The organism is Azoarcus sp. CIB, from assembly GCF_001190925.1.
Taxonomy (GTDB): Bacteria; Pseudomonadota; Gammaproteobacteria; order Burkholderiales; family Rhodocyclaceae; genus Aromatoleum.
Genome location: NZ_CP011072.1, coordinates 104,365 through 130,495, shown reverse-complemented (window position 1 = coordinate 130,495; position 26,131 = coordinate 104,365). Strand labels below are relative to the sequence as shown.

The following is a 26,131-nucleotide window of genomic DNA, read 5'->3' as shown; positions in this document are numbered from 1 at the left end:
TCGTCTCTTCGGGGTAACGGGCGCTTGTGGCGCCCGCCGCATTATGGCCTGTCGGTGGCCGGCCGGGGTGCGAGCAGCCGCTCGAGATGGGCGCGCAGGCGCTCCCCCACTTCGGCGACGCCGTCGGTCACGCCGAAATCCTTCATCCTGATCGTCTTCAGCCCCTCGTAACCGCAGGGGTTGATCGCCGAGAACGGCGCGAGGTCGACATCGACGTTGAGCGCAAGGCCGTGGTAGCTGCAGCCGTTCCTGACGCGCAGGCCCAGCGCCGCGATCTTGTCGCCGCCGATATACACGCCCGGCGCACCGTCCTTGCGCGCGGCCGCAAGGCCGTAGTCGGCGAGGCAGTCGATGAGTGCCTGCTCCATCAGCGTGACCATCTCGCGCACCTTGAGGCGGCGACGGTGCAGGTCGATGAGCAGGTAAACGACGATCTGGCCGGGGCCGTGGTAGGTGATCTGGCCGCCACGGTCGATCTTCACCAGCGGGATGCCGGTCTCGCGCAGCAGGTGCTCGGGCTTGCCGGCCTGGCCCAGCGTGAACACCGGCGGGTGCTCCAGCAACCACAGCTCGTCGATCGTCTCGTCGGTGCGTGCGTCGGTGAATGCGCGCATCGCCGCCCAGGTCGGTTCGTACTCGACCAGGCCGAGACGGCGCACGACCAGCGGCAAGGCGTCCACCACCTGCACTACAGCACCACCTTCACCAGCGGATGACCGGACAGCTCGCGGTATAGCGCATCGAGCTGCGCCTTCGACACGGCGCGGACGGTGCAGGTCAGGGAAATGTAGTTGCCCTTGCTCGACGGCCGCATCTGCACCGTCGCGGGATCGAAATCCGGTGCGTGCTTGCGCACGACGTCGACGACGACCTGCGCGAACTCGTCCACGCGCGCGCCCATGATCTTGATCGGGAAATCGCAGGGAAACTCGAGGAGGGTTTCGGGGTTCTGATCAGCCAACGCGCATCACCGTGTTCTTGAATTCCTGGTACCAGGCATGCATCTCGCGCCCCACCGGCCCGGGCCGGCCGTCGCCGATCGGGCGGCCGTCCAGGCTGGTGATCGCGAGCACTTCCTTCGTCGACGAGGTGAGCCACAGCTCGTCGGCCGTGCGCACCTCGTCCTCGAGGATCTCCCGCACCCGGTGTTCGAGACCGTGCGTGGCCGCCAGTTCCAGCACCACGTCGTAGGTGATGCCGGGCAGCATCAGGTGGCTCTTGGGCGGCGCAAGCATCACGCCATCGCGCACGACGAAGATGTTGGAGGCCGCGCCTTCGGTGAGGAAGCCGTCGCGGAACAGCACCGTCTCGGCGCAGCCCTTGTCGACAGCGACCTGGCGCAGCAGGCAGTTCGCGAGCAACGCGGTGGTCTTCAGGTCGCAACGCGCCCAGCGGAAATCGGCCGCGCTCACGGCCGCAACGCCACTCGCCAACACGTCGGCCGACGGCGTCACGAGCGCCTCGCTCATCAGGAACACCGTCGGACGCATCACGGCCGGGAAGGCGTGGTTGCGCCGCTCGTCCGGACCGCGCGACACGTGCAGGTAGATCGACTGGTCCACCCAGGTGTTGCGCGCGACGAGCTCGTTCACGATCGCGTCCCATTCCGCGGCCGTGTGCGGGTTCGGGATGCGCACCGCGTCCAGCGTGCGCCCGAGACGCGCGATGTGCTCGGCGATGCGGAAGGGGCGGCGCGAATACACCGGGATCACCTCGTAGGCGCCGTCGCCGAAGAGGAAGCTGCGGTCCATCGGCGAGATGCGCGCCTCGGTCAGCGGCTGGTAGGTGCCATCGAGGTAACAGATGCTCATGAGCGCCTCCGCGGGCTTCTTACAGGCTCTTGATCCACATCACGATCGTATCCCACAGGCGGCCGAAGAAGCCGGCGACGGGAACGTCCTGCAACGCGACGACCGGGTATTCGCCGATCGGCTGGCCGTCAAGCGTGAGCTGCAGCGTGCCGACCTGCTGGCCCTTCTGCAGGGGCGCTACGACCGGCTGCTGGCTGGTGAGCTGGCTCTGAACCTTCTCGGCCTGGCCCTTGGGCAGGGAAATCACGAAATCGTTGAGGAAGCCCACCGGCAGCTCGTTCTTCTCGCCCTTCCACACACGGAAGCGCGACAGCTCCTGGTTCGCCGAATACAGCTTGGCGGTGTCGAAGAACTGGAAGCCGTAGTTCAGCAGCTTGAGCGATTCCTGCGCGCGGATGGTGTCGGAATCGGTGCCCAGCACCACCGACACGAGGCGGCGCGGGCCGCGCAGCGCCGACGCGATCAGGCAGTAGCCGGCCGCCGCGGTGTGGCCGGTCTTCAGACCGTCGACGGTCGGATCCAGCCACAGCAGGCGGTTGCGGTTCGGCTGCGTGATCTTGTTGTAGGTGTATTCCTTCTGCGAGTAGTAGCGATAGTACTCGGGGAAGTCGCGCGAGATCGCCGACGCGAGCAGCGACAGGTCGCGCGCGGTGGTGTAGTGGTTGGGGTCGGGCAGGCCGGAGGAGTTCATGAAGCTGGTGTTCTTCATGCCCAGGCGCTGCGCCTCGCGGTTCATCAGGTGGGCGAAGGATTCCTCGCTGCCGGCGATCAGCTCGGCGAGCGCGACGCAGGCGTCGTTGCCCGACTGGATGATCATGCCCTGCACCAGCTCCTCGACGGTGACCGGTTTGTCGGGCTGGATGAACATGCGCGAGCCTTCCATGCGCCAGGCGCGCTCGGACACCGGCACCGTCTGCTGCAGCGTGATGCTGCCGCTCTTGAGCGCCGCGAAGGTCAGGTAGGCGGTCATCAGCTTGGTCAGCGACGCGGGCTCGATGCGCGTATCGGCCTCGCGCGCGGCGAGCACCTGGCCGGTGGCCTGGTCCATCAGCAACCAGCTGCGGGCGGCGAGCGTGGGGGGCGGGACGGTCTGGGCGGAAACTGCGAAGGAGGCGACGGCAAACAGCAGGGCAACGAGGAAGCGCATGAGGATCGGCTGGCGGGTGGCAGTGGGCAGACAGAGGCGGCAAGACCTCAGGGCCGGGGCAAAGGTTCGATTATAGAGGCTTGCCCGGTCCCCGACAGGAGACTGGCGCACGCCGCAATTGGTTCAGATTGCATCAGCGCGTAACGACGAAGGGGCGGAACTTCAGTTCCCGCGCGATGCGCTCGGCCTCGCCCTTCGCTTCCGTCACCGACGCGAAGGGCCCGAGGTGCAGACGGTAGCGCTTGCCGTCGGCGAGGACTTCGAGGCGCTCGGCGTGCTCGGCGAAGGCGTCGCGCACCATGCCGCGGAAGCCTTCCGCGCTCGCGACGGAGGAAAACGAGCCGAGCTGCAGGAAGATGCCGCGCGTCGCATCCGTGAGCGTGGACGGCTCGGCCAGCGCGAGCTGCACTGGCGGTTCGGCGGGCACCGGCGGCGGCACGAGGGCTGCCGGCCGGCGGCCGGGTAGCGGCGGGACCGGTTTTTCGGTCGCGACCATCTCGACCCCGTCGGGGACGATGGCCTCGACCTCGACCTCCGCACTACCCACATTCACATAGCCGAGGCGGTGCGCAGCGGCGTAGGAGAGATCCATGATGCGGCCCTTGTGGAAGGGCCCGCGGTCGTTGATGCGCACCACCACCGAGCGCCCACTCGCGCGGTGCGTGATGCGCGCGTAGCTCGGGATCGGCAGCGTCGGGTGGGCGGCGGTCATCGAGTACATGTCGTAGGGCTCTCCGCTGGACGTCGGCTTGCCGTGGAAGCGCTTGCCATACCAGCTCGCGCGTCCGAGCTGGCGGAAAGGCATCACGGCCTTCGCCGGCACGTAGTCCGCGCCGAACACGTTGTAGGGGCGGTTGGCAAAGCGGTGCAGCGGCTCCGCACGCGGCTGCGCGTCGGGAATGTCGTCGAGGTTGGCCGGCGGGTTGTCGCCCGGACCGTCATCCTTGTAGTAGGCGCCACCGCGCTTCTGCACGACGGCGCTCTTGCCCGGAGCCGATTCGGGCTGGGGTTGTATCTCGGAGGTGCCGGCCACCGGCGGCGTCGTGCTGCAGCCGGCCAGCGTCAGCACCGCCGCGACCAGGCCCGCGAACAGCAGCTTGTATCCGGACGGGCCGGCTTGCAGGGTATGCGTCGGCATCGGTCTGTCTCCGTATTCACGCCTGCGCGAGCACGCGGCTGCGCTGGATGCTCATCAGTATCCCGATCCCGAGACACAGCGTGACGAGCGCAGTTCCACCGTAGCTGATGAAGGGCAGCGGCACGCCCACGACCGGCAGGATACCGCTGACCATGCCCATATTAACGAAAGCATAGGTGAAGAAGATCATCGTGATGGCCCCGCCGAGCAGGCGCGTCGCGAGCGTCGGCGCCATCGCCGCGATGTAGAAGCCGCGCAGCAACAGCAGCACGTAGATCGCCAGCAGCACGACGATGCCGATCAGGCCGAACTCCTCGGCGAGCACCGAGAAGATGAAGTCGGTGTGGCGCTCGGGCAGGAAGGCGAGGTGGGTCTGCGTGCCGTCCATCCAGCCCTTGCCGAGCACGCCACCGGAGCCGATCGCGATCGTCGACTGGATGATGTGGAAACCCTTGCCGAGCGGATCCTGCGTAGGATCGAGCAGGGTGCACACGCGGTGCTTCTGGTATTCGCGCAGGCCCGGCCAGTCGACGCCGGGCTGGCAGATCTGGTCGCCGAAGCCGACGATCGCGACGATGCCGATCACGCCGACCGCGACGACGGGAACGATCAGCTTCCACGACAGGCCGGCGAAGTAGATCACATACACGCCGGCGGCGGTCACGAGCAGGCTCGTACCGAGATCGGGCTGCACCATGATCAGCCCGACCGGCACGACCAGCAGCAGGCCCGCGACGATGAACTCACGCAGGCCGATCTGGCCCTCGCGCTGCTGGAAGTACCACGCGAGCATCAACGGCATCGCGATCTTCATGATCTCGGACGGCTGGATGCGCGTCACACCGACGTCGAGCCAGCGCGTCGCCCCTTTCGAGGTCTCACCGAAGAGGTCCACCGCGACGAGCAAGAGCACGCCGATCAGGTACAGCGGCAGCGCGAGGCTCAGCAGGCGCTGGGCCGGCAGGCGCGCCGTCGCCCACATCGCCGCGAGCGCGACGACGGTGTTCACCTGCAGGGACGGGACGCGCTCCGGCGAGGCGCTCATCATCACGACGAAGGCGTAGGCGAGCAGCAGGCCGAGCAGCAGCAGTAGCGGCAGGTCGATCGGGCGCAGGAAGCCGAGCAGCAGCTCGCGCGGCTGGAAACGCGTGTCGGTCATTCGGAACGAGGCTCCCGGTCTGGTCCACCCGCATCCGGCGCTGCGGGTTCCGCGGCCACCGCGGGCGCTCCTGCGTGCGGATGGCCGGCGTGCTCGTCGCCCTCGTCGGCCGCATCGGCATCCTCGCCGGCCGGCTGGTCGCGGCGCTTGCCGAGCAGGTGGAAATCGATGATCTGGCGAGCGATCGGCGCCGCCGACTGCGCGCCGAAGCCGCCGTTCTCGACCAGCACCGCGAGCGCGATGGTCGGCTTGTCGGCTGGCGCGTAGGCGATAAACCACGAATGGTCGCGCAGGCGTTCGCTCACGCGCCCCTCGACGTAGCGCTGACCGCGCAGCGAGAACACCTGCGCGGTGCCAGTCTTGCCGCCGGCCGAGTAAGGCGCGCCGGCGAAGGCGCGCGCGCCGGTGCCGACCTTGTTCACGTCCACCATCGCCTGACGCACCGCGGCCGCATGCTCGGGCTTGAACGGGATGGTGCGGATCGGCTCGGGCTCGATGACGCGACGTTCGCCCGTTGCAGGATTGACGACATGGCGCACGACGTGCGGCCGGAACAGCTTCCCGTCATTGACCAGCGCCGCCACCGCGTTGGCCATCTGCAGCGGCGTGTAGGCGTTGTAGCCCTGGCCGATGCCGACCGAGATCGTCTCGCCGCCGAACCACTTCTGGTGCTCCTTCTTGCGGAAGCGCTTCTTCTTCCATTCCGGCGTCGGCAGCACGCCCTCCGCCTCGCCGGGCACATCGATGCCGGTGCGCGCACCGAAGCCGAAGGGGCGCATGAAGTTCGCGATGCCGTCGATGCCCAGATCGTTGGCGAGCTGGTAGTAGTAAGTGTTGCATGACACGACGATGGATTTGGGCAGGTCCACCATGCCGTGCCCACCGATCTTGTCGTCCATGAAACGGTGGCCGCCGAACATGAAATAGCCCGGATCGGCGATCGTCTGCGTGATCGTGCGCTTGCCCGCCGACAGGCCCGCGATCGCCATGAAGGGCTTGAAGGTCGAGCCGGGCGGGTAGGCGCTGAAGATCGCGCGATTGACCAGCGGGTGGTCGGGCGATTCGTTGAGCGACTTCCAGTCCTCGGTCGAGATGCCGTCGACGAAGAGGTTGGGGTCGTACCCGGGCTTGGACACCAGCGCCAGCACGCCGCCGGTCGCCGGCTCGATCGCGACGAGCGCCCCGCGGCGCTTGCCGAAGGCGGCTTCGGCGACCTTCTGCATCTCGATGTTCAGCGTGAGCTCGAGGTCGTTGCCGGCCACACCCGGCGTGCGCGCGAGCTGGCGCACCGCGCGGCCGCCGGCATTCACCTCGACCTGCTCGGCGCCGGTGATGCCATGCAGCACGGCCTCGTAGCTCAACTCCAGGCCGCTCTTGCCGATGTACTCGGAGCCGCGGTAGTTTGCCTCGTCGCCCGACTCCTCGATGCGTTCGCGGTCGCGCTGGTTGATGCGGCCGATGTAGCCGATCACGTGCGACGCGATTTCGCCATGCGGATAGTCACGGAACAGGCGCGCCTGCACCTCGACGCCGGGGAACTGGTAGCGCCGCGCGATCACCCGCGCCACCTCCTCCTCGGTCAGGCGCGTGCGGATCGGCACGCTCTCGAAATTCTTGCTCTCCTCGAGCAGCTTCTTGAAGCGGCGCCGGTCGCGCGCGTCGATCTCGACGATCTCCGCCAACCCGTCTATCGTTGCCTCGAGGTCGCGCACGCGCGAGGGCGTGATCTCCAAAGTGTAGGCAGCGTAGTTGCGTGCGAGCGGCACGCCGTTGCGATCGGTGATCGAACCGCGACCCGGCACGATGGGCAGCAGCGCGATGCGGTTGTCCTCGGCGCGGGTGTGGTAATAGTCGTAGCGCACGACCTGGAGGAACCAGAAGCGCGCGACCAGCAGGCCGAAGCACACCGCGATGAAGATCCCCGCGATCAGGACGCGGCGGCGGAAGCGCCCCAGTTCCTCGTCGGGGGTACGGAATTCCATCATTGGATCAGATCGGCCGATTGTCGTCCCGGTCCACCGGCTGGTACTGCGGCAGCAGCAACAGGTAGTTCAGCGGCACCCACAGCGCCGCGCTCGTCAGGCTGGACAGGAAGTACCACCACCCGGGGAATTCGGCGCCGGCGAGGAGGCGCACGACGACCATGATCACCTGCGTCAGCAGCAGCAGCGGGAACATCTGCAAGGCCTGCTGCGTCGGCGGGAACCACAGCACGCGGCGCGACACCGAGGTTGCCAGATAGCACAGCACGACGTAGGCGAGGGCGTGCTGACCCATTGCGGCGCCGTGGCCGATATCGACCAGCACACCGAACAGGAATCCCGCCCCCATGCCGACGCGCAAGGGCTCGCGGATCGACCAGAAGGCCAGCACCAGCGCGACCCAGTCGGGCACGCCGGGCGTGAGGCCGGTCGGGATGTAGCTCAGCGCAAGCGCGACCAGCAGGCTCAGGTAGGCGAACCAGGTCTTGGCGGGCAGCAGGATGCGGCTGGAACGGTGGGTCGGTTGCATCGCTTACCCCTTGAGGCCCTTGCGCGCTTCGGGTTCCGGCTCCGGCGCAGGACGCGGCGGCGGCGGCTCGGCGCGCCCCAGCAGCCGCACCTGGGTCGTGCGCTCGACCCCGGCGACCGGTTCGCACACGATCACCGCGAAAGTCTGCCCGTCGCGATCGACGCTGACGACGTCGGCCACCGGCAAGCCGGCGAGGAAGAGCCCGTCGAGGCCCGAAGTCACGAGACGGTCGCCCACACGCACGTCCGCACCCGACAGCGTGAAGCGCAGCTCCAGCCGTCCCTGGCCGGCTCCGGCGAGCACGCCACGCAAACCGTTCCGCGCGACCTGCACCGGCACCGCCTGGTCCTTGTCGGTCAGCAGCGTCACCTCGGCCTGCACCGGATACACGCGCGTGACCTGGCCGATCATGCCCTGTTCATTGACGACCGCCATGCCGGCCTCGACGCCCTGCTGGCTGCCGCGATTGAGGATCACCTTGAGATCGAACGGGTCCGGCGCGTCGTAGAGAATCTCGGCGGCGACGCTCTTCGCCGCGACCGCCGGGCCCATGTCGAGAAGGCCGCGCAGGCGGCTGTTCTCTTCCTCGAGCTGCTCGAAACGCAGCAGGCGCTGCGCCGCTTCCAGCTCGCGCCCGCGCAACGCGGCGTTATCCTTCTGCACCTCGACGAGGGTCCCGAAATACACCGCCGCGTTGCGCACGAAGTCAGCCGGTGCGGCGGCGGCCATCTGCAGCGGCCAGGTCGCCACCGACAGCGCCTGGCGCACCACTTCGAGGTAGCGGAACCTCAGGTCGGCGACCAGCATCGCCAGGCACACCGACACCAGCACCAGCAGCCGCACCAGCGGCGTGGGTCCTTGCTTGAAGATAGGCGGAGACGGATGACCGGCGAGGGACATCGTGAGGCGTGTGTGGCGGAGTGCGGCAGACCCGGAAGCCCGCCGCAACAACGCGACTTACTCGGACGCGAAGATGGACCCGAGCTTGTCCATCTTTTCCAGCGCCATGCCGCAGCCCCGCGCGACGCAGGTCAGCGGCTCCTCGGCAACGATCACCGGCAGACCGGTCTCTTCCATCAGCAGGCGATCGAGGTCGCGCAGCAACGCGCCGCCGCCGGTCAGCACCATGCCGCGGTCGGCGATGTCGGCACCCAGTTCGGGCGGGGTCTGTTCGAGGGCGATCTTCACCGCCGAAACAATCTGGTTGAGCGGCTCGGTGAGCGCCTCGAGGATCTCGTTCGACGAGATCGTGAAACTCCTCGGAATGCCTTCGGCGAGGTTGCGCCCCTTCACTTCCATCTCGCGCACTTCGGAGCCCGGGAAGGCCGAGCCGATGTTCTTCTTGATGTTCTCGGCGGTCGTATCGCCGATCAGCATGCCGTAGTTGCGGCGGATGTAATTGACGATCGAGTCGTCGAACTTGTCGCCGCCCACGCGCACGGAGCCGGCGTACACCATGCCGCCCAGCGAGATCACACCCACTTCGGTGGTGCCGCCGCCGATATCGACGACCATCGAACCGGTCGCGTCCGACACCGGCAGGCCGGCGCCGATCGCCGCCGCCATCGGTTCCTCGATCAGGTACACCTGCGACGCACCCGCCGCCAGCGCCGCGTCGCGGATCGCACGGCGCTCGACCTGGGTCGAACCGCAGGGCACGCAGATGATGATGCGCGGGCTCGGCGAGAACATGCGCGAGTCGTGCACCTTCTTGATGAACTGCTTGATCATCTGCTCGGTGACGACGAAATCGGCAATCACGCCGTCCTTCATCGGGCGGATCGCGGTGATGTTGCCCGGCGTCTTGCCCAGCATCTGCTTCGCCGCATGGCCGACCGCCTGGATCGTGCGCTTGGCGTTGGGCCCGCCCTCGGTACGGATCGCGACGACGGACGGCTCGTCGAGCACGATGCCCTTGCCGCGCACGTAGATCAGCGTGTTCGCGGTGCCAAGGTCAATGGCCAGATCGTTGGAGAAATAGGAACGAAGGAAGCCAAACATGCGGAAAATCCCGAAACCGGTGAGGAAGGTGGGCGGTGGGGCTGATGCCCGGCCGGACTGGCGGCAAACGAGTATGATAACCTACAAATCTTTGTGATTTAAGCGGGTTTTGTTTCCTCATGTCGCTTACCACTGAACAGGTCCTGCGCATCGCCGGACTCGCGCGCATCGCACTCGCCGATGGCGACGTCGAGGCCACGCGCGCCAAACTGAACGGAATCTTCGGCCTGATCGAACAGATGCAGGCGGTCGACACCAGCGGCGTCGAACCGATGAGCCACCCGCAGGACGTCGCACAGCGCCTGCGTGCCGATGTCGCGACCGAAGCGGACCGCCGCGAGGCCTTCCAGCGCGTCGCCCCGCAGACCGAAGCGGGCCTCTACCTCGTCCCGAAGGTCATCGAGTAAGCCATGATCAACGCCAGCCTCACCGAACTGCGCGCCGCACTCGACGCGAAGCGGATCTCCAGCGTCGAGCTCGCGACGCTCTTCCTCGACCGCATCGCCGCGCAGAACCCGGCGCTCAACGCCTTCATCACCGTCGACCGCGACGGCGCCCTCGCGGCCGCCCGTGCCGCCGACGCCCGCATCGCCGCCGGCAACGCCGGCCCGCTCACTGGCATCCCGCTCGCGCACAAGGACGTGTTCTGCACCGAAGGCGTGCTCACGACCTGCGGCTCGAAGATGCTGTCGAACTTCGTCAGCCCGTATGACGCCCACGTCGTCTCGCTGCTCAAGGCCGCCGGTGCGGTCAACCTGGGCAAGACCAATATGGACGAGTTCGCGATGGGCTCGTCGAACGAGAACTCGCACTACGGTCCGGTGAAGAACCCGTGGGACACCGCCCGCATCCCGGGCGGCTCCTCCGGCGGCTCGGCTGCCGCGGTCGCCGCGCGCCTCGCCCCGATCGCCACCGGCACGGACACCGGCGGTTCGGTGCGCCAACCCGCCGGCCACACCGGCATCACCGGCATCAAGCCCACCTACGGCGTCGTCAGCCGCTACGGCATGATCGCCTACGCCAGTTCGCTCGACCAGGGCGGCGCCTTCGGCGCGTCCGCGGCCGACTGCGCGCAGCTCCTCACCGCGATGGCCGGCTTCGACGAGCGCGACTCCACCAGCCTCGAGCGCCCGGCCGAGGACTATGCGCGCGAGATCGCCGCGCCGGCGAACGACAAACCGCTCGCCGGCCTGCGCATCGGCCTGCCGCGCGAATTCTTCGCCGAAGGCATGGCCGAGGACGTGCGCGCCGCGGTCGAAGCCGCGCTCGAGCAGTACCGCAGGCTCGGCGCGACCACCGTCGAGGTGAGCCTGCCCAACGCCAAGCTCGCGATCCCCGCCTACTACGTGATCGCCCCGGCCGAGGCCTCGAGCAACCTGTCGCGCTTCGACGGCGTGCGCTACGGCCACCGCGCCGCCGAGTACCGCGACCTCGCGGAGATGTATGCGAAGAGCCGTGCCGAAGGCTTCGGCGCCGAGGTCAAGCGCCGCATCCTCGTTGGCACCTACGTGCTGTCGCACGGCTACTACGACGCCTACTACCTGCAGGCGCAGAAGCTGCGCCGCCTGATCGCGCAGGACTTCCAGGCCGCTTTCCGCGAATGCGACGTGATCGCCGGCCCGACCAGCCCGACCACCGCGTGGTCGATCGGCGAGAAGACCGACGATCCGGTGCAGATGTACCTCTCGGACATCTACACGATCGCCGTGAACCTCGCCGGCCTGCCGGGTCTCTCGCATCCTTGCGGCTTCGGTGCCGGGAATCTCCCGGTCGGCCTGCAGCTCATCGGCGACTATTTCGGCGAAGCGCGCCTGCTGGGCACCGCGCACCAGTACCAGCAGGCGACCGACTGGCACCTGCGCCGTCCGGCCTGAGCGTCCCATGCGCCGCCTTCATCCCGCCCTCCGTGCCGCGACGCTCGCCGCCGCCGTGCTGCTCGGCGCCTGCGCGACCCCGCCCGAGCGCAAGCCCGAACCCGCCGCGACCGCTCCGTCAGCCGCTCAGGCCGCGGCCGAAGCCGAGCCCGAACGCGCACTGCAGCGTGGCCGGCTGAAGCCGATGCCGGTGCGGCCGCTGAGTATCAAGACCGACTGCCGCTTCAAGGACGAGGTCGGCTACGGCGGCAGCGCCGTGCTCGACGTCAGCTACTCCGAGGTGCGCGCCTTCGCCGCCACGGTCAATGTTCCCAAACGCGGCAGCTGCAAGTTCGACCTCGCCGACTTCAAGCAGGTGCTGAAGGAACCGCACGTCGAACTGCAGGCCCGCGACGGCTGCACGGTGCGCATGTGGGAACAGGGCGAACAGGTCACCGTCGCATTCTCCGAATGCGCGAAACGCTGCACCCGCGGCACGTTCGAATACGTATGGCCGATCCTCGTGGACCGGTCGAGCGGCCAGTGCACCTGACCGCGTCAAGAATCTAGAGATACGAAGATGAGCAGATCGGATTGGGAAGTCGTCATCGGGCTGGAAGTGCATGCCCAGCTCAACACCGCGTCGAAGATCTTTTCCGGCGCCAGCACCGCCTTCGGCGCCGAGCCGAACGTGCAGGCCTGCGCCGTCGACATCGCGCTGCCCGGCGTGCTGCCGGTGCTGAACCGCGGCGCCGTCGAGCGCGCGATCCGCTTCGGCCTCGCAATCGGCGCGAACGTCGCGGCGAAGAGCGTGTTCGCGCGCAAGAACTACTTCTACCCGGATCTGCCGAAGGGCTACCAGATCAGCCAGTTCGAGCTGCCGGTGGTGCAGGGCGGCGAAATCACGATCCGCGTCGGTGAAGGGGAGAAAGCCTACGAGAAGACCGTGCAGCTAACGCGCGCCCATCTCGAGGAAGACGCCGGCAAGTCCCTGCACGAGGACTTCCACGGCATGAGCGGCATCGACCTCAACCGTGCCGGCACGCCGCTGCTGGAAATCGTCTCCGAACCCGACATGCGCTCCTCGGCCGAGGCGGTCGCCTACGCCCGCGCGCTCCATGCGCTGGTACGCTGGATCGACATCTGCGACGGCAACATGCAGGAAGGCTCGTTCCGCTGCGACGCCAACGTCTCCGTGCGCCACCCCGGCGGGCCGCTCGGCACGCGCCGCGAGATCAAGAACCTGAACTCCTTCCGCTTCCTGCAGCAGGCCATCGACTTCGAAGTGCAGTGGCAGATCGCCACCATCGAGGACGGCGGCAAGATCCAGCAGGCGACCGTGCTGTTCGATCCCGACACCGGCGAGACGCGCATGATGCGCTCGAAGGAAGACGCCCACGACTACCGCTATTTCCCCGATCCCGACCTGCTGCCACTGGTGATCGCGCCGGAATGGAAAGCGCGCGTGCAGTCGGAGATGCCCGAGCTGCCGGGCGCGATGAAAGCCCGCTTCATCGAGCAATGGGGCCTCTCGGCCTACGACGCGACGACGCTCACCGCCTCGAAGGAAATCGCGTCCTTCTATCAAGCCACCGTCGAAGCCGCCGGCGTGCCGCTCGCCAAGCCCTGCGCCAACTGGGTCATGGGCGATCTCGCCGCCCGTCTCAACAAGGCCGAACTCGACGCTTCCGCGTCCCCGGTCTCGCCCGCCCAGCTCGCCGGCCTCGTGCAGCGCATCGCCGACGGCACCATCTCGAACAACATAGGCAAGAAGGTGTTCGAAGCCCTGTGGAACGGCGAGGGTGCCAGTGCGGACGCCATCATCGAAGCCCAGGGCCTGCGCCAGACCAACGACGCCGGCGCGATCGAGGCAATGATCGACGAAGTCCTCGCGGCGAACCAGAAGTCGGTCGAGGAGTTCCGCGCCGGCAAGGAGAAGGCCTTCAACGCGCTCGTCGGCCAGGTCATGAAGGCGAGCAAGGGCAAGGCCAACCCGGCGCAGGTCAACGAACTGCTGAAACGCAAGCTGGAAGGCTGAACCACCCTCTCACCGCCACACCCTCGGGGGACGCGCGATGTGCCAGCTCCTCGGAATGAACAGCAACGTACCGACGGACATCTGCTTCTCGTTCGCCGGCTTCCAGGCGCGCGGCGGTGCCACCGACGTGCACGCCGATGGCTGGGGCATCGCCTTCTTCGAGGGACGCGGCGTGCGCGTCTTCCTCGACCCCCAGCCCAGCGCCTCGTCGCCGGTCGCGGAGCTGGTGCGCAACTACCCGATCCGCTCGCTCAACGTCATCGCGCACATCCGCAAGGCAACGCAAGGTCAGGTCACGCTCGACAACACCCACCCCTTCCAGCGTGAGCTGTGGGGGAGCTACTGGATCTTCGCGCACAACGGCAACCTGCTCGACTACACGCCGCCCTTCGACGGCCGCTTCCTGCCGGTCGGCAGCACCGACTCGGAGTCCGCGTTCTGCGACATCCTGCAGAACCTCGCCGCCGAATTCCCCGACGGCCCGCCGCCGGCCGAAACCCTGTTCGCGGCGCTGCGCCGGCTCGCGATTCGCATCGGCGCGCACGGTCCGTTCAACTTCCTGCTGTCGAACGGCGAATACCTTTTCGCCCATTGCTCGACAAAACTCACCTACATCATCCGCCAGGCACCATTCGCCACCGCGCACCTCTCTGACCAGGATCTCAGTGTCGATTTCAGCCAGCTCACGACCCCGGCCGACCGCGTCGCCGTAATCGCGACCACGCCGCTGACCGACAACGAGGCGTGGCACGCGATACCGCCCGGCACGCTGCTCGCGTTCCGCCACGGCGCCATCGAGACGCTGGGCGAAGCGACGACCATCGCCGGCAATCCCGCCGCCGGCGCGGGCAGCGTGTAGATTTCGCTTCGCAGCCTCATGCCGAAAGGCTAAAGTCCGACTTTCACCATACCGCCGAAGGGGAAAACCGTGTCCGATTGCCCATTGTGCCTGGCTGCGAACGAGACCCCGGTCTGGCGCGACGGCAGCTGCCGCGTCATCCTCGTCGATGAGCCCGGCTATCCCGGCTTCTGCCGCGTCGTGTGGAACCACCACGTCGCGGAAATGACCGACCTCAACGCCGGCGAGCAGCGCCACCTCCTCAACGTCGTATTCGCGACCGAAGCCGCACTGCGCCAGCTGATGCGCCCCGACAAGATCAACCTCGCGAGCCTCGGCAACATGGTTCCGCACCTGCATTGGCACGTGATCCCGCGCTTCGCCGACGATGCCCACTTCCCGCAGTCGGTGTGGAGCGCGCCGCAGCGCACCGGCGCGCAGCGCGCGGCCCCGCCGCTGGACACCCTCGCCGCGACGCTGGTCGCGATGCTCACCGAACAGACCGCCGGATGACCGCTGCAAGCGCGGACCCAACGCACAACGGAGAACCCATGGGTTATCACGATCCCGTCGACTGCCTGGAGTTGCTGAACAGGCTGCACCCGCTGAACGTCGACGAGACCCACAGACTGCTGTCGGAGATGGTGCAGACGCTGCTGCGCAGCCCGCCGCCACCCGAACAGCAGCTCGAAATCCTCGAAGCAGCGCGTCCGCACATCGCACTCGCCCAGTCCGCGATGGCCGACCGCTATGCCGCCCATCCGCTGCCGCCGGACAGCGTCGAAAACGCAACCCTGCGCAGCGTCGTCGCGCTGTGGCAGGCCATGACCCGGTCCTACGAACGCGTCGCGCGCGCGTGGGGTGCCGAACGCCTGCCGACCGACCAGCGCGCGCTATTGGCGCAGCGGCGCATCCACTACGCGGGCATGGTCCCGCTCGAATACTTCCGTGCCCACCGCTCCATCCCCAAGGGCACGTGGAGCGCGCTGCACGACAGTTACTGCGCGGCCGAGGCGCTCGGCGTCGCCACGATCCGCGTCCCCGATGCACTCAACGACATCTGGAAGGCGCAAAGCCCGGCCGAGGCCTTCGCCGCCGTACTGCTCGTCGACCTCGCCAACCCCTACGGCCGCAGCGCGCGCGACCTCGGATGGGTGTGCCGCTGGACGCAGCGCTTCGCCCCCTACTGCGAGCTCCTCGGCGCGCCGGACGGCGAAACCCCGCAGCCTGCCGCCTACGGACTCGACCTCGGCGCCGACCACGGCCTTCGCCCGCTCGGCGTGCTCGCGCCCTCCACGGCGCTGCGTCGCTTCGACGGCAGCAAGCTCGCCGGGCAGATCCAGGCCGTACTCAAGCAGTTCAAGCAGGGCGTCACGCCATCCTCGCTCGGGCTCGGCGCCGACTGCCCCGTGGACGCCTGCTCCCGGCTGCTGCTGTCGCTGTACCGCCCGTGGGGCCTCGCCTCCGCCGGACGCCGCTTCCCGCGGCGCGGCACGCAGGGGCGCGCCGACCTCACCGTCGGCTGGTCGTCCATCGCCTTCCACATCAGCGGCAAACCCTTCGAACAGCCCCCGATCTACGCGACGCAGCGCAGCCTGCGCAGCGACATCTCGCTGCTCACCTTCGGCGAACGCGTCACCCAGGCCGAGAACCCGCGCTGGAACGAAAACGAGCGCCGGCGTGCGGCAACGCGGCTCGGCTTCACCTGCGAACACTGGCAAGTCGCGGACCATTCGGTGAGCGGCTTCCGCCTGTACCAGGATCCCCACACACAGCGCCTCGAACACCATCAGCTCGTCGGCGTGCGCCCGCCCGACGGCGAGCATTTCCTGGTCGCGCAGCTCAGCTGGCTGATGTATCGCGCCGACGGCGTCATGGAAGCGGGCGTGCAGGTGCTTCCCGGCCTGCCCCGGGTCGTCGCGGTGCGCCCCTTCGGCCTCACGAGCAATCTGCACGAAGCCTTCCTCGAGGCCTTCCTGCTCCCCCCCACGCCGGCACTCAAGACGGGCGCCTCGCTGATCCTGCCGGCGAAATGGTTCCAGCCGCAACGGGTCATCGACGTCGTCGACGGCCCCGAGCGCTACCAGCTGCGGCTCACCAAACCGATCCTGCGCGGCCCCGATTTCGTCCAGGTCAGCTACGAAGCGCTGGAATCGCAGGCCCCAGGCGCGAAACCGGGAAGCGCGCGCTGAAGCGGCTCCCCCTGCCGGGCTCGCTGGCGATGCGCAGCTCGGCCTGGTGGCGCGACAGGATGTGCTTGACGATCGCCAGCCCCAGGCCGGTGCCGCCCGTCTCGCGCGAGCGGCCGCGGTCGACACGGTAGAAGCGCTCCGTCAGGCGCGGGATGTCCTCGGCGGCAATGCCTATGCCGTTGTCCTCGACCGCAAACTCCCCTCGACCATCGGTGCAGCTCCAGCTCAAGCGGATGCGCCCACCGGACGGCGTGTAGCGCACCGCATTGCTGGCGAGGTTCGCGAACGCCGAGCGCAGCTCCTTCTCGCTGCCCAGCAGCGTCGCACAGCCCGCACGCACGTCGATGTCGGCATCGATCTCGTGCCGGCCGTTGGACAACATACGCGTATCCTCGGCGATGCTATGCACCAGCGCGGCGACGTCAACGCGCTCCTCCACCGCAGCCGGTGCGCCCGTCTCCAGTGCCGACAGGGTGAGCAGGTCCTCGATCAGCGTCTGCATGCGCAGCGACTGTTCCAGCGCGAGCTGCAGGAAGTTCGTCACGTCCTCCGGCGCGAAATCGTCGCGACCGTCGATCAGCGTCTCGAGGAAACCCGTCACCACCGTCAGTGGCGTGCGCAGCTCGTGCGACACGTTGGCGATGAAGTCGCGCCGCATCGTCTCCAGCTTCTCCAGCTGGCTGACGTCACGCGACACCACCATCTTCTGCTCGTCGCCGAAGGGCACCACCTGCAGCAACAGCGTGAGGCCCGCCCGGCGCGTCGAATGCAGCACCAGCGGATCCGCATAATCGCCCGCCTGCAGGAAACGCACGAACTCCGGCTCGCGCACCAGCGTCGTCACGAGCACCCCGTGGTCGCGCCGCCCGTCGATGCCGAAGTGCTGCTCCGCCTTGCGGTTGAGCCACTCGATGCGGTCGTTCGCCGACAGGTACAGCACTCCGTCCGGCATCGCCTGGCTCGCCTCGTGGAAGCGGTCAAGCGCGCCCGTCAGGCGCTCGCGCAGGTCGACCGAGGTGCGCGAACGCCGGTCCAGGTCATAGAAAATGTGCGCCCAGATGCCGACCCCGGCAGGCAACGGCATCCCCGCCGGTGCGTGCATCCATTCGACCAGGCGCTGCAGGTTCAGCAGCTGGTAGGCGAGCATCGCCAACAGGCCGGCAAACAGCATCGCCAACGCCGCGACCTTGCCGCCGATTGCGCCGACGATCAGCGCCAGCAGGGCGACCAGACCCAGCATGCGCACGGCCTGCATCCACACGTATCGCGATTCCGGTCTGATGAGGGACTCCCGCTCGAAGCTGCCAGTGCGGAATCTTACACGCCGGCCACGGCCGGCAGGGCCGAGAGGCGATAGCCGCTGCCGCGCACCGTCTGGATCAGCCCGTCATGGCCGACCGGCTCCAGCGCAGCGCGCAGGCGCCGCACATGCACGTCCACCGTGCGCTCCTCGACGAAGACATGGTCGCCCCACACCTGGTCCAGCAGCTGCGCACGCGAATGCACGCGCTCGGGATGGGTCATCAGGAAATGCAGCAGGCGGAACTCCGTCGGCCCGAGGGTCACCGGCCGTTCCCCGGCGGCGACACGGTGCGTCGCCGGATCGAGGCACAACCCGCCGAGTTCCACCGGGTCTTCCGTCGCCTGCGGCGCGCGCCGGCGCAGCACGGCCTTGATGCGCGCGACCAGCTCGCGCGGGCTGAAGGGCTTGGTGATGTAGTCGTCCGCGCCCATCTCCAGGCCCGCGACCTTGTCCTGCTCCTCGCCGCGCGCCGTCAGCATGATGATGGGGATCGTGCGTGTGCGCTCGTCCGCCCGCAGGCGCCGCGCCAGCTCGATACCCGACATCCCGGGCAGCATCCAGTCGAGCAGCACCAGATCCGGCAGCGCGTCGCGCACGATGCGCTGCGCCGTCTCGGCATCGCCGGCGCGCACCACATGATGCCCCGCACGTCCGAGGTTGGCGGCAATCAATTCCTGGATCGCCGGTTCGTCTTCCACAAGCAGGATGTTCGCGGCCATATTTACACTCCATGTCATTGCACTTAGTGTATTGCAGGAAATTGACGATTTTGTGACAGGTCACGAACCCGCAACAAGCGCAGTGCCCGCGCCCCGCAGGGCACGGGCGGGCCCCGATTCGGGTATGATTGACACCCCCTCCATCCGCAAGCAGGGGCAAGCATGGCCGGCCTCGACGACGACACCCCCATCCCCACCGCACTCACGCTGCATCGCAAGTCGCGCGTACTGGAAATCGCCTTCGGCGAAGACCGGCAGTACGCGCTGCCCTTCGAATACCTGCGCGTGTATTCGCCGTCCGCCGAAGTCCGCGGCCACGGCGTCGGGCAGGAAACGCTGCAGGTCGGCAAGCGCGACGTCGAGCTCCTCGACATCGAGCCGGTCGGCCACTACGCCGTGAAGCTGGTGTTCTCCGACGGCCACGACAGCGGCCTGTATTCCTGGGACTACCTCCACATGCTCGCCACGCAGCACGACACGCTGTGGCAGCAGTACCTCGACCGCCTCGCCGCGGCCGGGGCGAGCCGCGATCCCGCCGACAACCCACCGCCCGCGCCCAAGCACGGCTGCGGCCACAAGCACTGAACATGAACGACAAGACCACCCACTTCGGCTTCCAGACGGTCGCCGAAGGCGAGAAGCAGCAACGCGTCGCCGAGGTCTTCTCCTCGGTCGCGACCAAGTACGACATCATGAACGACCTGATGTCCTTCGGCATGCACCGGCTGTGGAAGGCGTTCACGATCCAGATCTCCGGCGTCGGCCGCGGCGACCGCGTGCTCGACGTCGCCGGCGGCACCGCCGACCTCTCGCTCGCCTTCGCCAAGCGCGTCGGGCGCGAAGGCCAGGTCTGGCTCACCGACATCAACCACGCCATGCTCTCGGTCGGCCGCGACCGCGTGCTGGACCGCGGCTACGCGCTGCCGGTTGCCCAGTGCAACGCTGAAAAGCTGCCTTTCCCCGACAACTGGTTCGATTGCGTCACGGTCGCCTTCGGCCTGCGCAACATGACCCACAAGGACGCCGCGCTGGCCGAGATGCGCCGTGTGCTGCGTCCGGGCGGGCGCCTGCTGGTGCTCGAATTTTCCAAGGTATGGGGCCCGCTTTCCCCCGCCTACGACCTCTACTCCTTCAAGATCCTGCCGTGGATGGGCCAGAAGGTCGCCGGCGACGCCGACAGCTACCGCTACCTCGCCGAGTCGATCCGCATGCATCCGCCCCAGGAGGAACTCAAGGCGCTGATGGAACAAGTCGGGTTCAAGCGGGTCGACTACTTCAATCTCAGCGCCGGCATCGTCGCGCTGCACCGCGGCTACAAGGTCTGACCGCGGACGCTGAACCCGCAGCGCACACGACGCCGGGCATCCCGGCCAAACCGCAACACGCCATGGAGTGACACGCGCCATGAAGAAGTCGATCCTCGCCCTCATCGCCGTCGTCTTCGCCCTCGGCCTGGGCGTCGCCGACGTCGAGGCCAAACGCCTCGGCGGCGGCAGCAGCCTGGGCATGCAACGGCAAATCAGCCCACCGCAGGCGCCGCGGCAATCCGCGACGCCCGCCCCGCAACCGTCGCCGACCACCACCGCAACGACGCAGCCCCGGCGTTCCTGGATGGGCCCCCTCGCGGGTCTCGCTGCAGGTCTGGGCCTCGCCGCGCTGTTCTCGCACCTCGGCCTGAGCGAAGAACTCGCGTCCATCGTGATGATCGCCTTGCTCGTGTTCGCCGCCTTCGCGCTCTTCCGCATGCTCACTCGCCGCACCGGCGAGTCCCGCGCCGGCCCCGGCATGCAGTACGCCGGCGCCGTCCATGGCGGCGGCGCCACGCCGGCATCCGACTCGCCCGCTGTCGTCCTCCCCGGCGGCACCGGCGACGCCGGCGCCCGCGCGTTTCCGCACGATTTCGACGCCGAAGCCTTCGCCCGCCAAGCCAAGGTCAATTTCATCCGCCTGCAGGCTGCCCATGACGCCGGCAACCTCGACGACATCCGCGAGTTCACAAGTCCCGAGATGTATGCCGAGATCCGCCTGCAGATGGCCGATCGCGGCATGAGCGAGCAGCGCACCGACGTCGTCGAACTCAACGCCCAGGTGCTCGAGGTCGCGGAGGAAGCGCAGCGCTACGTCGTCAGCGTGCGCTTCACCGGCCTGCTGCGCGAGGAGCCTGACGCGCCGCCCGCGCCCTTCGACGAAGTCTGGCACCTCACCAAACCTGTGAGCGGCTCGGGGGGCTGGCTCGTCGCCGGCATCCAGCAGGTCGCCTGATCGGGCCTCTTCTTCGAGAACATGTCCGCACTGAATTTCGGCACCCGCGGCGCCCTCGCCGCCATCAATCACCTTCTTGCGCGCGCCGACTGGGCACGTGAACGCCTCGCCCCGCACGCCGGCCGCTGCGCGCGCCTGCGCGCCGAGCCGGTAGAGCTGCTGTTCACGATCGACCGCGACGGCTACCTCATCGACGCCGAGACCGAGCTGGAGCCCGGCGTCACCCTGTCGGTCCCGCTCTCGGCCCTGCCGGGCCTCGTCGGGGGTGATGCCAACAAGGTAATGAACGCCGTGCGCATCGAAGGCAACGCCGAGTTCGCGGACACGCTCGGCTTCGTCTTCCGCAACCTGCGCTGGGACGCCGAGGAAGACCTGTCGCGCGTCTTCGGCGACATCGTCGCGCACCGCATGATCCAGGGCGCCGGGAGCCTGCGGCAGATGCATGAACGTGCGTGGACCGGCCTCACCGGCAACCTCGCCGAATACCTGGCAGAGGAGCAGCAGGCCCTCGTCACCCGCGGCGCGCTCGCCGCCCTCGGCGACGAACTGCGCGCGCTACGTGACGACCTAGCGCGCCTCGACAAACGCGTCGGCCGGCTCTCCGCGGCTGGACGCCACGGCTGAGCCCGCACCACACACCAACCTCCGCTGCCCGCCGGCGCCCCCTAAACCCGCGCCCGCCCTGCTGCGTCGGACCCGGACCAAACGGCATCCCGTTGAACGCCTGCCTGTCATGCGTCGGGCACAAATGAAAAGGGCAGTCCTCGCGGACTGCCCTTCGTACTTCATGCTCGCCGCCGACGCGGCGAACGCCGATCAGTGACCGCGCTTGCGCAGTTTCTGGATCGCGGCGATCTGGGCGATCGCTTCGGCCAGTTCTGCCTGGGCCTTCGCGTAGTCCAGCTCCGACGACTTGTTCTGCATCGCCTCTTCCGCCATACGCTTGGCTTCGAGGGCCTTGGCCTCGTCGAGATCCTTGCCCCGGATCGCGGTGTCCGCCAGAACGGTGACCAGCCCCGGCTGAACTTCCAGGATGCCGCCAGCGACGAAAATCAGCTCTTCTTCCGCCTGATCCGGCACCTTCACACGCACCGCGCCCGGCTTGATCCGGGTCATCAGCGGCATGTGGCCGGGCAGGATCCCGAGTTCGCCCGCTTCGCCGGGAAGCGCAACGAACTCCGCCAGGCCGGAAAAGATCTGCTCTTCCGCGCTGACGATGTCCACGTGGACCGTCATTGCCATGTTGACTCCTTTTCAAGGCCGCGCGGCAGTGGACTGCCGCGCGGCGGGCCAGATTACTGGAGCTTCTTGGCCTTCTCGATGGCCTCTTCGATGCCACCGACCATGTAGAACGCCTGCTCCGGCAGGTGATCGCACTCACCGTTGACGATCATCTTGAAGCCCTTGATCGTCTCCTTCAGCGGCACGTACTTGCCCGGCGAGCCGGTGAACACTTCCGCAACGTGGAAGGGCTGCGACAGGAAACGCTGGATCTTCCGCGCACGCGACACGGCCAGCTTGTCTTCCGGCGACAGTTCGTCCATGCCCAGAATCGCGATGATGTCACGCAGTTCCTTGTAGCGCTGCAGCGTCATCTGCACCTGGCGGGCGACGTTGTAGTGCTCTTCGCCAACAACCAGCGGGTCGAGCTGGCGCGACGTGGAGTCGAGCGGATCGACTGCGGGGTAGATACCCAGCGCGGCGATGTCACGCGACAGAACGACGGTCGAGTCGAGGTGCAGGAAGGTCGTTGCAGGGGACGGGTCGGTCAAGTCGTCCGCAGGGACGTACACGGCCTGGATCGAGGTGATCGAGCCGACCTTGGTCGAGGTGATGCGCTCCTGCAGGCGGCCCATTTCTTCCGCCAGCGTCGGCTGATAACCCACCGCGGACGGCATCCGGCCCAGCAGCGCGGACACTTCGGTACCGGCCAGCGTGTAGCGGTAGATGTTATCGACGAAGAACAGGATGTCACGGCCTTCGTCACGGAACGCTTCGGCCATCGTCAGGCCGGTCAGCGCCACGCGCAGACGGTTGCCCGGGGGTTCGTTCATCTGACCGAACACCATCGCAACCTTGTCGAGAACGTTGGAGTCCTTCATCTCGTGGTAGAAGTCGTTACCCTCGCGAGTACGCTCACCCACGCCAGCGAACACCGACAGACCGGAGTGCTGCTTGGCGATGTTGTTGATCAGCTCCATCATGTTCACGGTCTTGCCCACGCCGGCGCCGCCGAACAGGCCGACCTTGCCGCCCTTTGCGAATGGGCACACCAAGTCGATAACCTTGATGCCGGTTTCGAGCAGGTCAACCGACGGCGACAGGTCGTCGAATTTCGGCGCCTTCGCGTGAATCGGACGCAGCTGCTCTGACTGGATCGGGCCGGCTTCGTCGATCGGGCGACCCAGCACGTCCATGATCCGGCCCAGCGTGCCGTGACCGACCGGCACCGAGATCTGCGTGCCGGTATTGCCAACCTTCATGCCGCGGCGCAGGCCGTCGGAAGAACCCAGCGCGATGGTACGCACGACACCGTCGCCGAGCTGCTGCTGAACCTCAAAGGTCAAGCCAGCTTCCGCGAAGGAGTCGGACGCGTCCTCGAGCTTGAGCGCGTCATACACCTTGGGCATCGCTTCGCGGGGGAACTGGATATCCACCACGGCGCCGATGCACTGAACGATCGTTCCTTGACTCATCGTCGTTTCCTTAATTCAATATTCCGTTACACCGCAGCGGCGCCGCCGACGATCTCCGACAGCTCCTTCGTGATCGCTGCCTGACGGGTCTTGTTATAGACCAGCTGCAGATCGCCAATCACGGTCTTGGCATTGTCGGAGGCGGCCTTCATTGCCACCATTCGCGCACTCTGTTCGGAAGCCATGTTCTCGGCGACGGCCTGGTACACCAGCGCTTCGACGTAACGCACCAGCATTTCGTCGATGACCACCTGCGGGTCGGGTTCGTAGAGGTAATCCCACGAACTTTCCGGCGTGCCAAGCTGTTCGCCGGAGAGCGGAAGCAACTGCTCCAGCACCGGCTCCTGCTTCATCGTGTTGATGAAGCGCGTATAGGCAACGTAGACCGCATCGAGCTCGCCGTTCTGGAACGCATCGAGCATGACCTTGACCGGGCCGATCATCTTTTCCAGGTGCGGCGTGTCGCCCATCTGCACGACGTGCGACATGACATTCGCGCCCATCCGCTGCATGAAGCCGAAACCCTTGTTGCCGATGCAGCAGGCACGGATCTCGGAAACGCCATTGGCGTTCCAGTCCTTCATCGCGTTCAGCGCGATACGCTGGACGTTGGTGTTGAGACCGCCACACAGACCCTTGTCGGTCGTGACAAGAATCAGCCCCACCCGTTTGACCTGATCCTTGTGGACCAGGAAGGGGTGCTTGTAGTCGGTCACATTGGCCTGGGACAGGTTCGCGGCGAGTCGGCGGATCTTGTCGGCATAGGGACGGGCAGCGCGCATCCGGTCCTGCGCCTTGCGCATTTTGGATGCGGCCACCATTTCCATGGCCTTGGTGATCTTGCGCGTGTTTTGCACGCTCTTGATCTTGGTACGGATTTCCTTCCCGCTAGCCATATTCCGTCTCCGTCCGCGGCCTTAGGCCCAGCTCTTCTTGAACTCTTCGATCGCGGCGACCAGTTGCTTCTCGCCGTCGGCGTCGAGCTCCTTGGAGGCCATGATCTTGCTCACCAGCGCGGCGTTCTTGGTCTTGACGAACTGCTGCAGCGCGGTTTCGAAGGCCAGCAAGCGAGGTACCTCGACATCGTCGAAGTAACCGTTGTTCACCGCGAACAGCGTGATGGCCATGTCGGCGACCGACAGCGGCGCATACTGGGGCTGCTTCATCAGCTCGGTCACGCGGCGGCCACGCTCGAGCTGCTTGCGGGTCGCATCGTCGAGGTCGGACGCGAACTGGGCGAACGCGGCGAGTTCGCGGTACTGCGCGAGGTCGGTACGGATACCGCCGGAGAGCTTCTTCACGACCTTGGTCTGCGCAGCGCCACCGACTCGCGACACCGAGATACCGGCGTTGATCGCGGGACGGACACCGGCGTTGAACAGGTCGGTATCCAGGAAGATCTGGCCGTCGGTAATCGAGATCACGTTGGTCGGAACGAACGCGGAAACGTCGCCGGCCTGGGTTTCGATCACGGGCAGCGCGGTCAGCGAACCGGTCTTGCCCTTGACTTCGCCGTTGGTGAACTTCTCAACGTAGTCGGCGGAAACGCGCGAGGCGCGCTCGAGCAGACGCGAGTGCAGGTAGAACACGTCGCCGGGGTAAGCTTCGCGGCCCGGCGGGCGGCGCAGCAGCAGCGAGATCTGACGGTAGGCCCAGGCCTGCTTGGTCAGATCGTCGTAAATGATCAGGGCGTCCTGGCCGCGGTCGCGGAAGTATTCGCCCATCGTGCAGCCGGAGTACGGGGCGATGAACTGCATCGCGGCGGACTCGGAAGCGGTCGCGGCGACGACGATGGTGTATTCCATCGCGCCGTGCTCTTCCAGCTTGCGCACCACGTTGGCGATCGTCGAGGCCTTCTGGCCGATCGCAACGTAGACGCAGAACATGTCCTGGCCTTTCTGGTTGATGATCGCGTCGACGGCGACGGCGGTCTTGCCCGTCTGGCGGTCGCCGATGATCAGCTCGCGCTGGCCACGGCCGATCGGCACCATGGCGTCAACCGACTTCAGGCCGGTCTGCACCGGTTGCGACACCGACTGACGCCAGATCACGCCCGGCGCGACCTTTTCGATCTTGTCGGTCAGCTTGGCATTGATCGGGCCCTTGCCGTCGATCGGCTGACCGAGCGCGTTGACAACGCGACCAATCAGTTCGGGACCGACCGGCACTTCGAGAATGCGACCGGTCGCCTTGACGGCGTCGCCTTCGGTGATGTGCTCGTATTCACCGAGAACCACCGCACCGACCGAGTCACGCTCGAGGTTCAGCGCGAGGCCGAAGGTATTGCCAGGGAATTCCAGCATTTCGCCCTGCATGACGTCAGCCAGGCCGTGGACGCGGGTGATGCCGTCGGTAACCGACACCACCGTACCCTCGTTGCGCGACGTGGCTGCGAGCTGCAGGTTCTGGATCCGGCTCTTAATCAGGTCACTGATTTCAGAGGGGTTGAGTTGCATCTGGGTA

The 26,131-nt window shown here is 67.2% G+C and carries 27 protein-coding genes; 11 read left to right on the top strand and 16 right to left on the bottom strand.

Annotation, left to right across the window (positions count from 1 at the left end; all coding sequences use genetic code 11):
* Positions 1-41: 41 nt before the first annotated feature.
* The 10 genes from lipB to AzCIB_RS00505 form a co-directional block, all read right to left on the bottom strand.
* The gene (gene lipB / locus AzCIB_RS00550; protein ID WP_083446825.1) at positions 42-689 is read right to left on the bottom strand and encodes a lipoyl(octanoyl) transferase LipB; all 648 of its coding nucleotides are present in this window, start codon (positions 687-689) and stop codon (positions 42-44) included.
* On the bottom strand, positions 689-961 hold the full coding sequence (locus AzCIB_RS00545) for a YbeD family protein (RefSeq protein WP_050414104.1): 273 nt from the start codon (positions 959-961) through the stop codon (positions 689-691). The genes lipB and AzCIB_RS00545 overlap by 1 nt, the downstream gene beginning before the upstream one ends.
* Entirely contained in the window at positions 954-1,811 is an 858-nt protein-coding gene (locus AzCIB_RS00540; protein WP_050414103.1) for an aminotransferase class IV, read from the bottom strand. Before AzCIB_RS00540 ends, AzCIB_RS00545 begins: the two co-directional genes overlap by 8 nt.
* 19 nt (positions 1,812-1,830) lie before the next feature.
* Entirely contained in the window at positions 1,831-2,958 is a 1,128-nt protein-coding gene (locus AzCIB_RS00535) for a D-alanyl-D-alanine carboxypeptidase family protein (protein ID WP_050414102.1), read from the bottom strand.
* 133 nt (positions 2,959-3,091) lie between these two features.
* Entirely contained in the window at positions 3,092-4,096 is a 1,005-nt protein-coding gene (locus AzCIB_RS00530; protein ID WP_050414101.1) for a septal ring lytic transglycosylase RlpA family protein, read from the bottom strand.
* Positions 4,097-4,112: 16 nt separating this feature from the next.
* Positions 4,113-5,255, bottom strand: coding sequence for a rod shape-determining protein RodA (gene rodA, locus AzCIB_RS00525; protein WP_050414100.1), 1,143 nt, complete (start codon positions 5,253-5,255; stop codon positions 4,113-4,115).
* Positions 5,252-7,240, bottom strand: a complete 1,989-nt coding sequence (mrdA, locus tag AzCIB_RS00520) for a penicillin-binding protein 2 (RefSeq protein ID WP_050414099.1) — start codon at positions 7,238-7,240, stop codon at positions 5,252-5,254. The genes rodA and mrdA overlap by 4 nt, the downstream gene beginning before the upstream one ends.
* Before the next feature lie 4 nt (positions 7,241-7,244).
* Positions 7,245-7,766 carry a rod shape-determining protein MreD gene (mreD, locus tag AzCIB_RS00515; protein ID WP_050414098.1) on the bottom strand — a complete coding sequence of 174 codons (522 nt, stop codon included), beginning with the start codon at positions 7,764-7,766 and terminating at the stop codon, positions 7,245-7,247.
* 3 nt (positions 7,767-7,769) lie between these two features.
* Entirely contained in the window at positions 7,770-8,666 is an 897-nt protein-coding gene (gene mreC, locus AzCIB_RS00510; RefSeq protein ID WP_050414097.1) for a rod shape-determining protein MreC, read from the bottom strand.
* A gap of 57 nt (positions 8,667-8,723) precedes the next feature.
* The gene (locus AzCIB_RS00505; protein WP_050414096.1) at positions 8,724-9,767 is read right to left on the bottom strand and encodes a rod shape-determining protein; all 1,044 of its coding nucleotides are present in this window, start codon (positions 9,765-9,767) and stop codon (positions 8,724-8,726) included.
* Between the two features lie 119 nt (positions 9,768-9,886).
* Between AzCIB_RS00505 and gatC the strand changes: the two genes are divergently transcribed.
* From gatC to AzCIB_RS00470, 7 genes are all read left to right on the top strand, one after another.
* Positions 9,887-10,174 (top strand): Asp-tRNA(Asn)/Glu-tRNA(Gln) amidotransferase subunit GatC, encoded by a 288-nt coding sequence (gatC, locus tag AzCIB_RS00500; RefSeq protein WP_050414095.1) that lies wholly within the window; start codon positions 9,887-9,889, stop codon positions 10,172-10,174.
* A gap of 3 nt (positions 10,175-10,177) precedes the next feature.
* Positions 10,178-11,641, top strand: coding sequence for an Asp-tRNA(Asn)/Glu-tRNA(Gln) amidotransferase subunit GatA (gene gatA / locus AzCIB_RS00495; RefSeq protein ID WP_050414094.1), 1,464 nt, complete (start codon positions 10,178-10,180; stop codon positions 11,639-11,641).
* Between the two features lie 7 nt (positions 11,642-11,648).
* The gene (locus tag AzCIB_RS00490) at positions 11,649-12,173 is read left to right on the top strand and encodes a hypothetical protein (protein WP_050414093.1); all 525 of its coding nucleotides are present in this window, start codon (positions 11,649-11,651) and stop codon (positions 12,171-12,173) included.
* 27 nt (positions 12,174-12,200) lie between these two features.
* Entirely contained in the window at positions 12,201-13,658 is a 1,458-nt protein-coding gene (gene gatB, locus AzCIB_RS00485; protein WP_050414092.1) for an Asp-tRNA(Asn)/Glu-tRNA(Gln) amidotransferase subunit GatB, read from the top strand.
* A gap of 37 nt (positions 13,659-13,695) precedes the next feature.
* Entirely contained in the window at positions 13,696-14,517 is an 822-nt protein-coding gene (locus AzCIB_RS00480) for a class II glutamine amidotransferase (protein WP_050414091.1), read from the top strand.
* A gap of 69 nt (positions 14,518-14,586) precedes the next feature.
* Positions 14,587-15,009: an HIT family protein gene (locus tag AzCIB_RS00475; RefSeq protein WP_050414090.1), complete on the top strand. Its 423-nt coding sequence runs from the start codon at positions 14,587-14,589 to the stop codon at positions 15,007-15,009.
* Between the two features lie 38 nt (positions 15,010-15,047).
* Positions 15,048-16,688 (top strand): cyclic-di-GMP receptor FimW-related protein, encoded by a 1,641-nt coding sequence (locus AzCIB_RS00470; RefSeq protein WP_050414089.1) that lies wholly within the window; start codon positions 15,048-15,050, stop codon positions 16,686-16,688.
* Here AzCIB_RS00470 and phoR read toward each other — a convergent pair.
* Positions 16,630-17,943, bottom strand: a complete 1,314-nt coding sequence (gene phoR / locus AzCIB_RS00465) for a phosphate regulon sensor histidine kinase PhoR (RefSeq protein WP_050414088.1) — start codon at positions 17,941-17,943, stop codon at positions 16,630-16,632. The genes AzCIB_RS00470 and phoR overlap by 59 nt on opposite strands.
* A 62-nt stretch (positions 17,944-18,005) precedes the next feature.
* Positions 18,006-18,710, bottom strand: a complete 705-nt coding sequence (gene phoB / locus AzCIB_RS00460) for a phosphate regulon transcriptional regulator PhoB (protein WP_050414087.1) — start codon at positions 18,708-18,710, stop codon at positions 18,006-18,008.
* A 162-nt stretch (positions 18,711-18,872) separates the two neighbouring features.
* Between phoB and AzCIB_RS00455 the strand changes: the two genes are divergently transcribed.
* The 4 genes from AzCIB_RS00455 to AzCIB_RS00440 all read left to right on the top strand — a co-directional run bounded on the left by AzCIB_RS00455 (position 18,873) and on the right by AzCIB_RS00440 (position 21,596).
* Positions 18,873-19,295 (top strand): gamma-butyrobetaine hydroxylase family protein, encoded by a 423-nt coding sequence (locus tag AzCIB_RS00455; protein WP_050414086.1) that lies wholly within the window; start codon positions 18,873-18,875, stop codon positions 19,293-19,295.
* Positions 19,296-19,297: 2 nt separating this feature from the next.
* A complete protein-coding gene (gene ubiE / locus AzCIB_RS00450; protein WP_050414085.1) occupies positions 19,298-20,035 on the top strand; it encodes a bifunctional demethylmenaquinone methyltransferase/2-methoxy-6-polyprenyl-1,4-benzoquinol methylase UbiE in 738 nt (245 codons plus the stop codon).
* 79 nt (positions 20,036-20,114) lie between these two features.
* The gene (locus tag AzCIB_RS00445; RefSeq protein ID WP_050414084.1) at positions 20,115-20,972 is read left to right on the top strand and encodes a Tim44 domain-containing protein; all 858 of its coding nucleotides are present in this window, start codon (positions 20,115-20,117) and stop codon (positions 20,970-20,972) included.
* Between the two features lie 21 nt (positions 20,973-20,993).
* Positions 20,994-21,596: a ubiquinone biosynthesis accessory factor UbiJ gene (locus AzCIB_RS00440; protein WP_050414083.1), complete on the top strand. Its 603-nt coding sequence runs from the start codon at positions 20,994-20,996 to the stop codon at positions 21,594-21,596.
* Positions 21,597-21,788: 192 nt separating this feature from the next.
* On the opposite strand, the gene AzCIB_RS00435 is transcribed toward AzCIB_RS00440, so the two are convergent.
* Genes AzCIB_RS00435 through atpA form a run of 4 tightly spaced genes read right to left on the bottom strand, consistent with a single transcriptional unit; the run spans position 21,789 to position 26,124 of the window.
* Positions 21,789-22,214, bottom strand: a complete 426-nt coding sequence (locus AzCIB_RS00435) for a F0F1 ATP synthase subunit epsilon (protein ID WP_050414082.1) — start codon at positions 22,212-22,214, stop codon at positions 21,789-21,791.
* Positions 22,215-22,267: 53 nt separating this feature from the next.
* Positions 22,268-23,668 (bottom strand): F0F1 ATP synthase subunit beta, encoded by a 1,401-nt coding sequence (atpD, locus tag AzCIB_RS00430; RefSeq protein ID WP_050414081.1) that lies wholly within the window; start codon positions 23,666-23,668, stop codon positions 22,268-22,270.
* 26 nt (positions 23,669-23,694) lie between these two features.
* A complete protein-coding gene (atpG, locus tag AzCIB_RS00425) occupies positions 23,695-24,564 on the bottom strand; it encodes a F0F1 ATP synthase subunit gamma (protein ID WP_050414080.1) in 870 nt (289 codons plus the stop codon).
* A gap of 21 nt (positions 24,565-24,585) precedes the next feature.
* Positions 24,586-26,124, bottom strand: a complete 1,539-nt coding sequence (gene atpA, locus AzCIB_RS00420; protein ID WP_050414079.1) for a F0F1 ATP synthase subunit alpha — start codon at positions 26,122-26,124, stop codon at positions 24,586-24,588.
* Between the last annotated feature and the right edge of the window lie 7 nt (positions 26,125-26,131).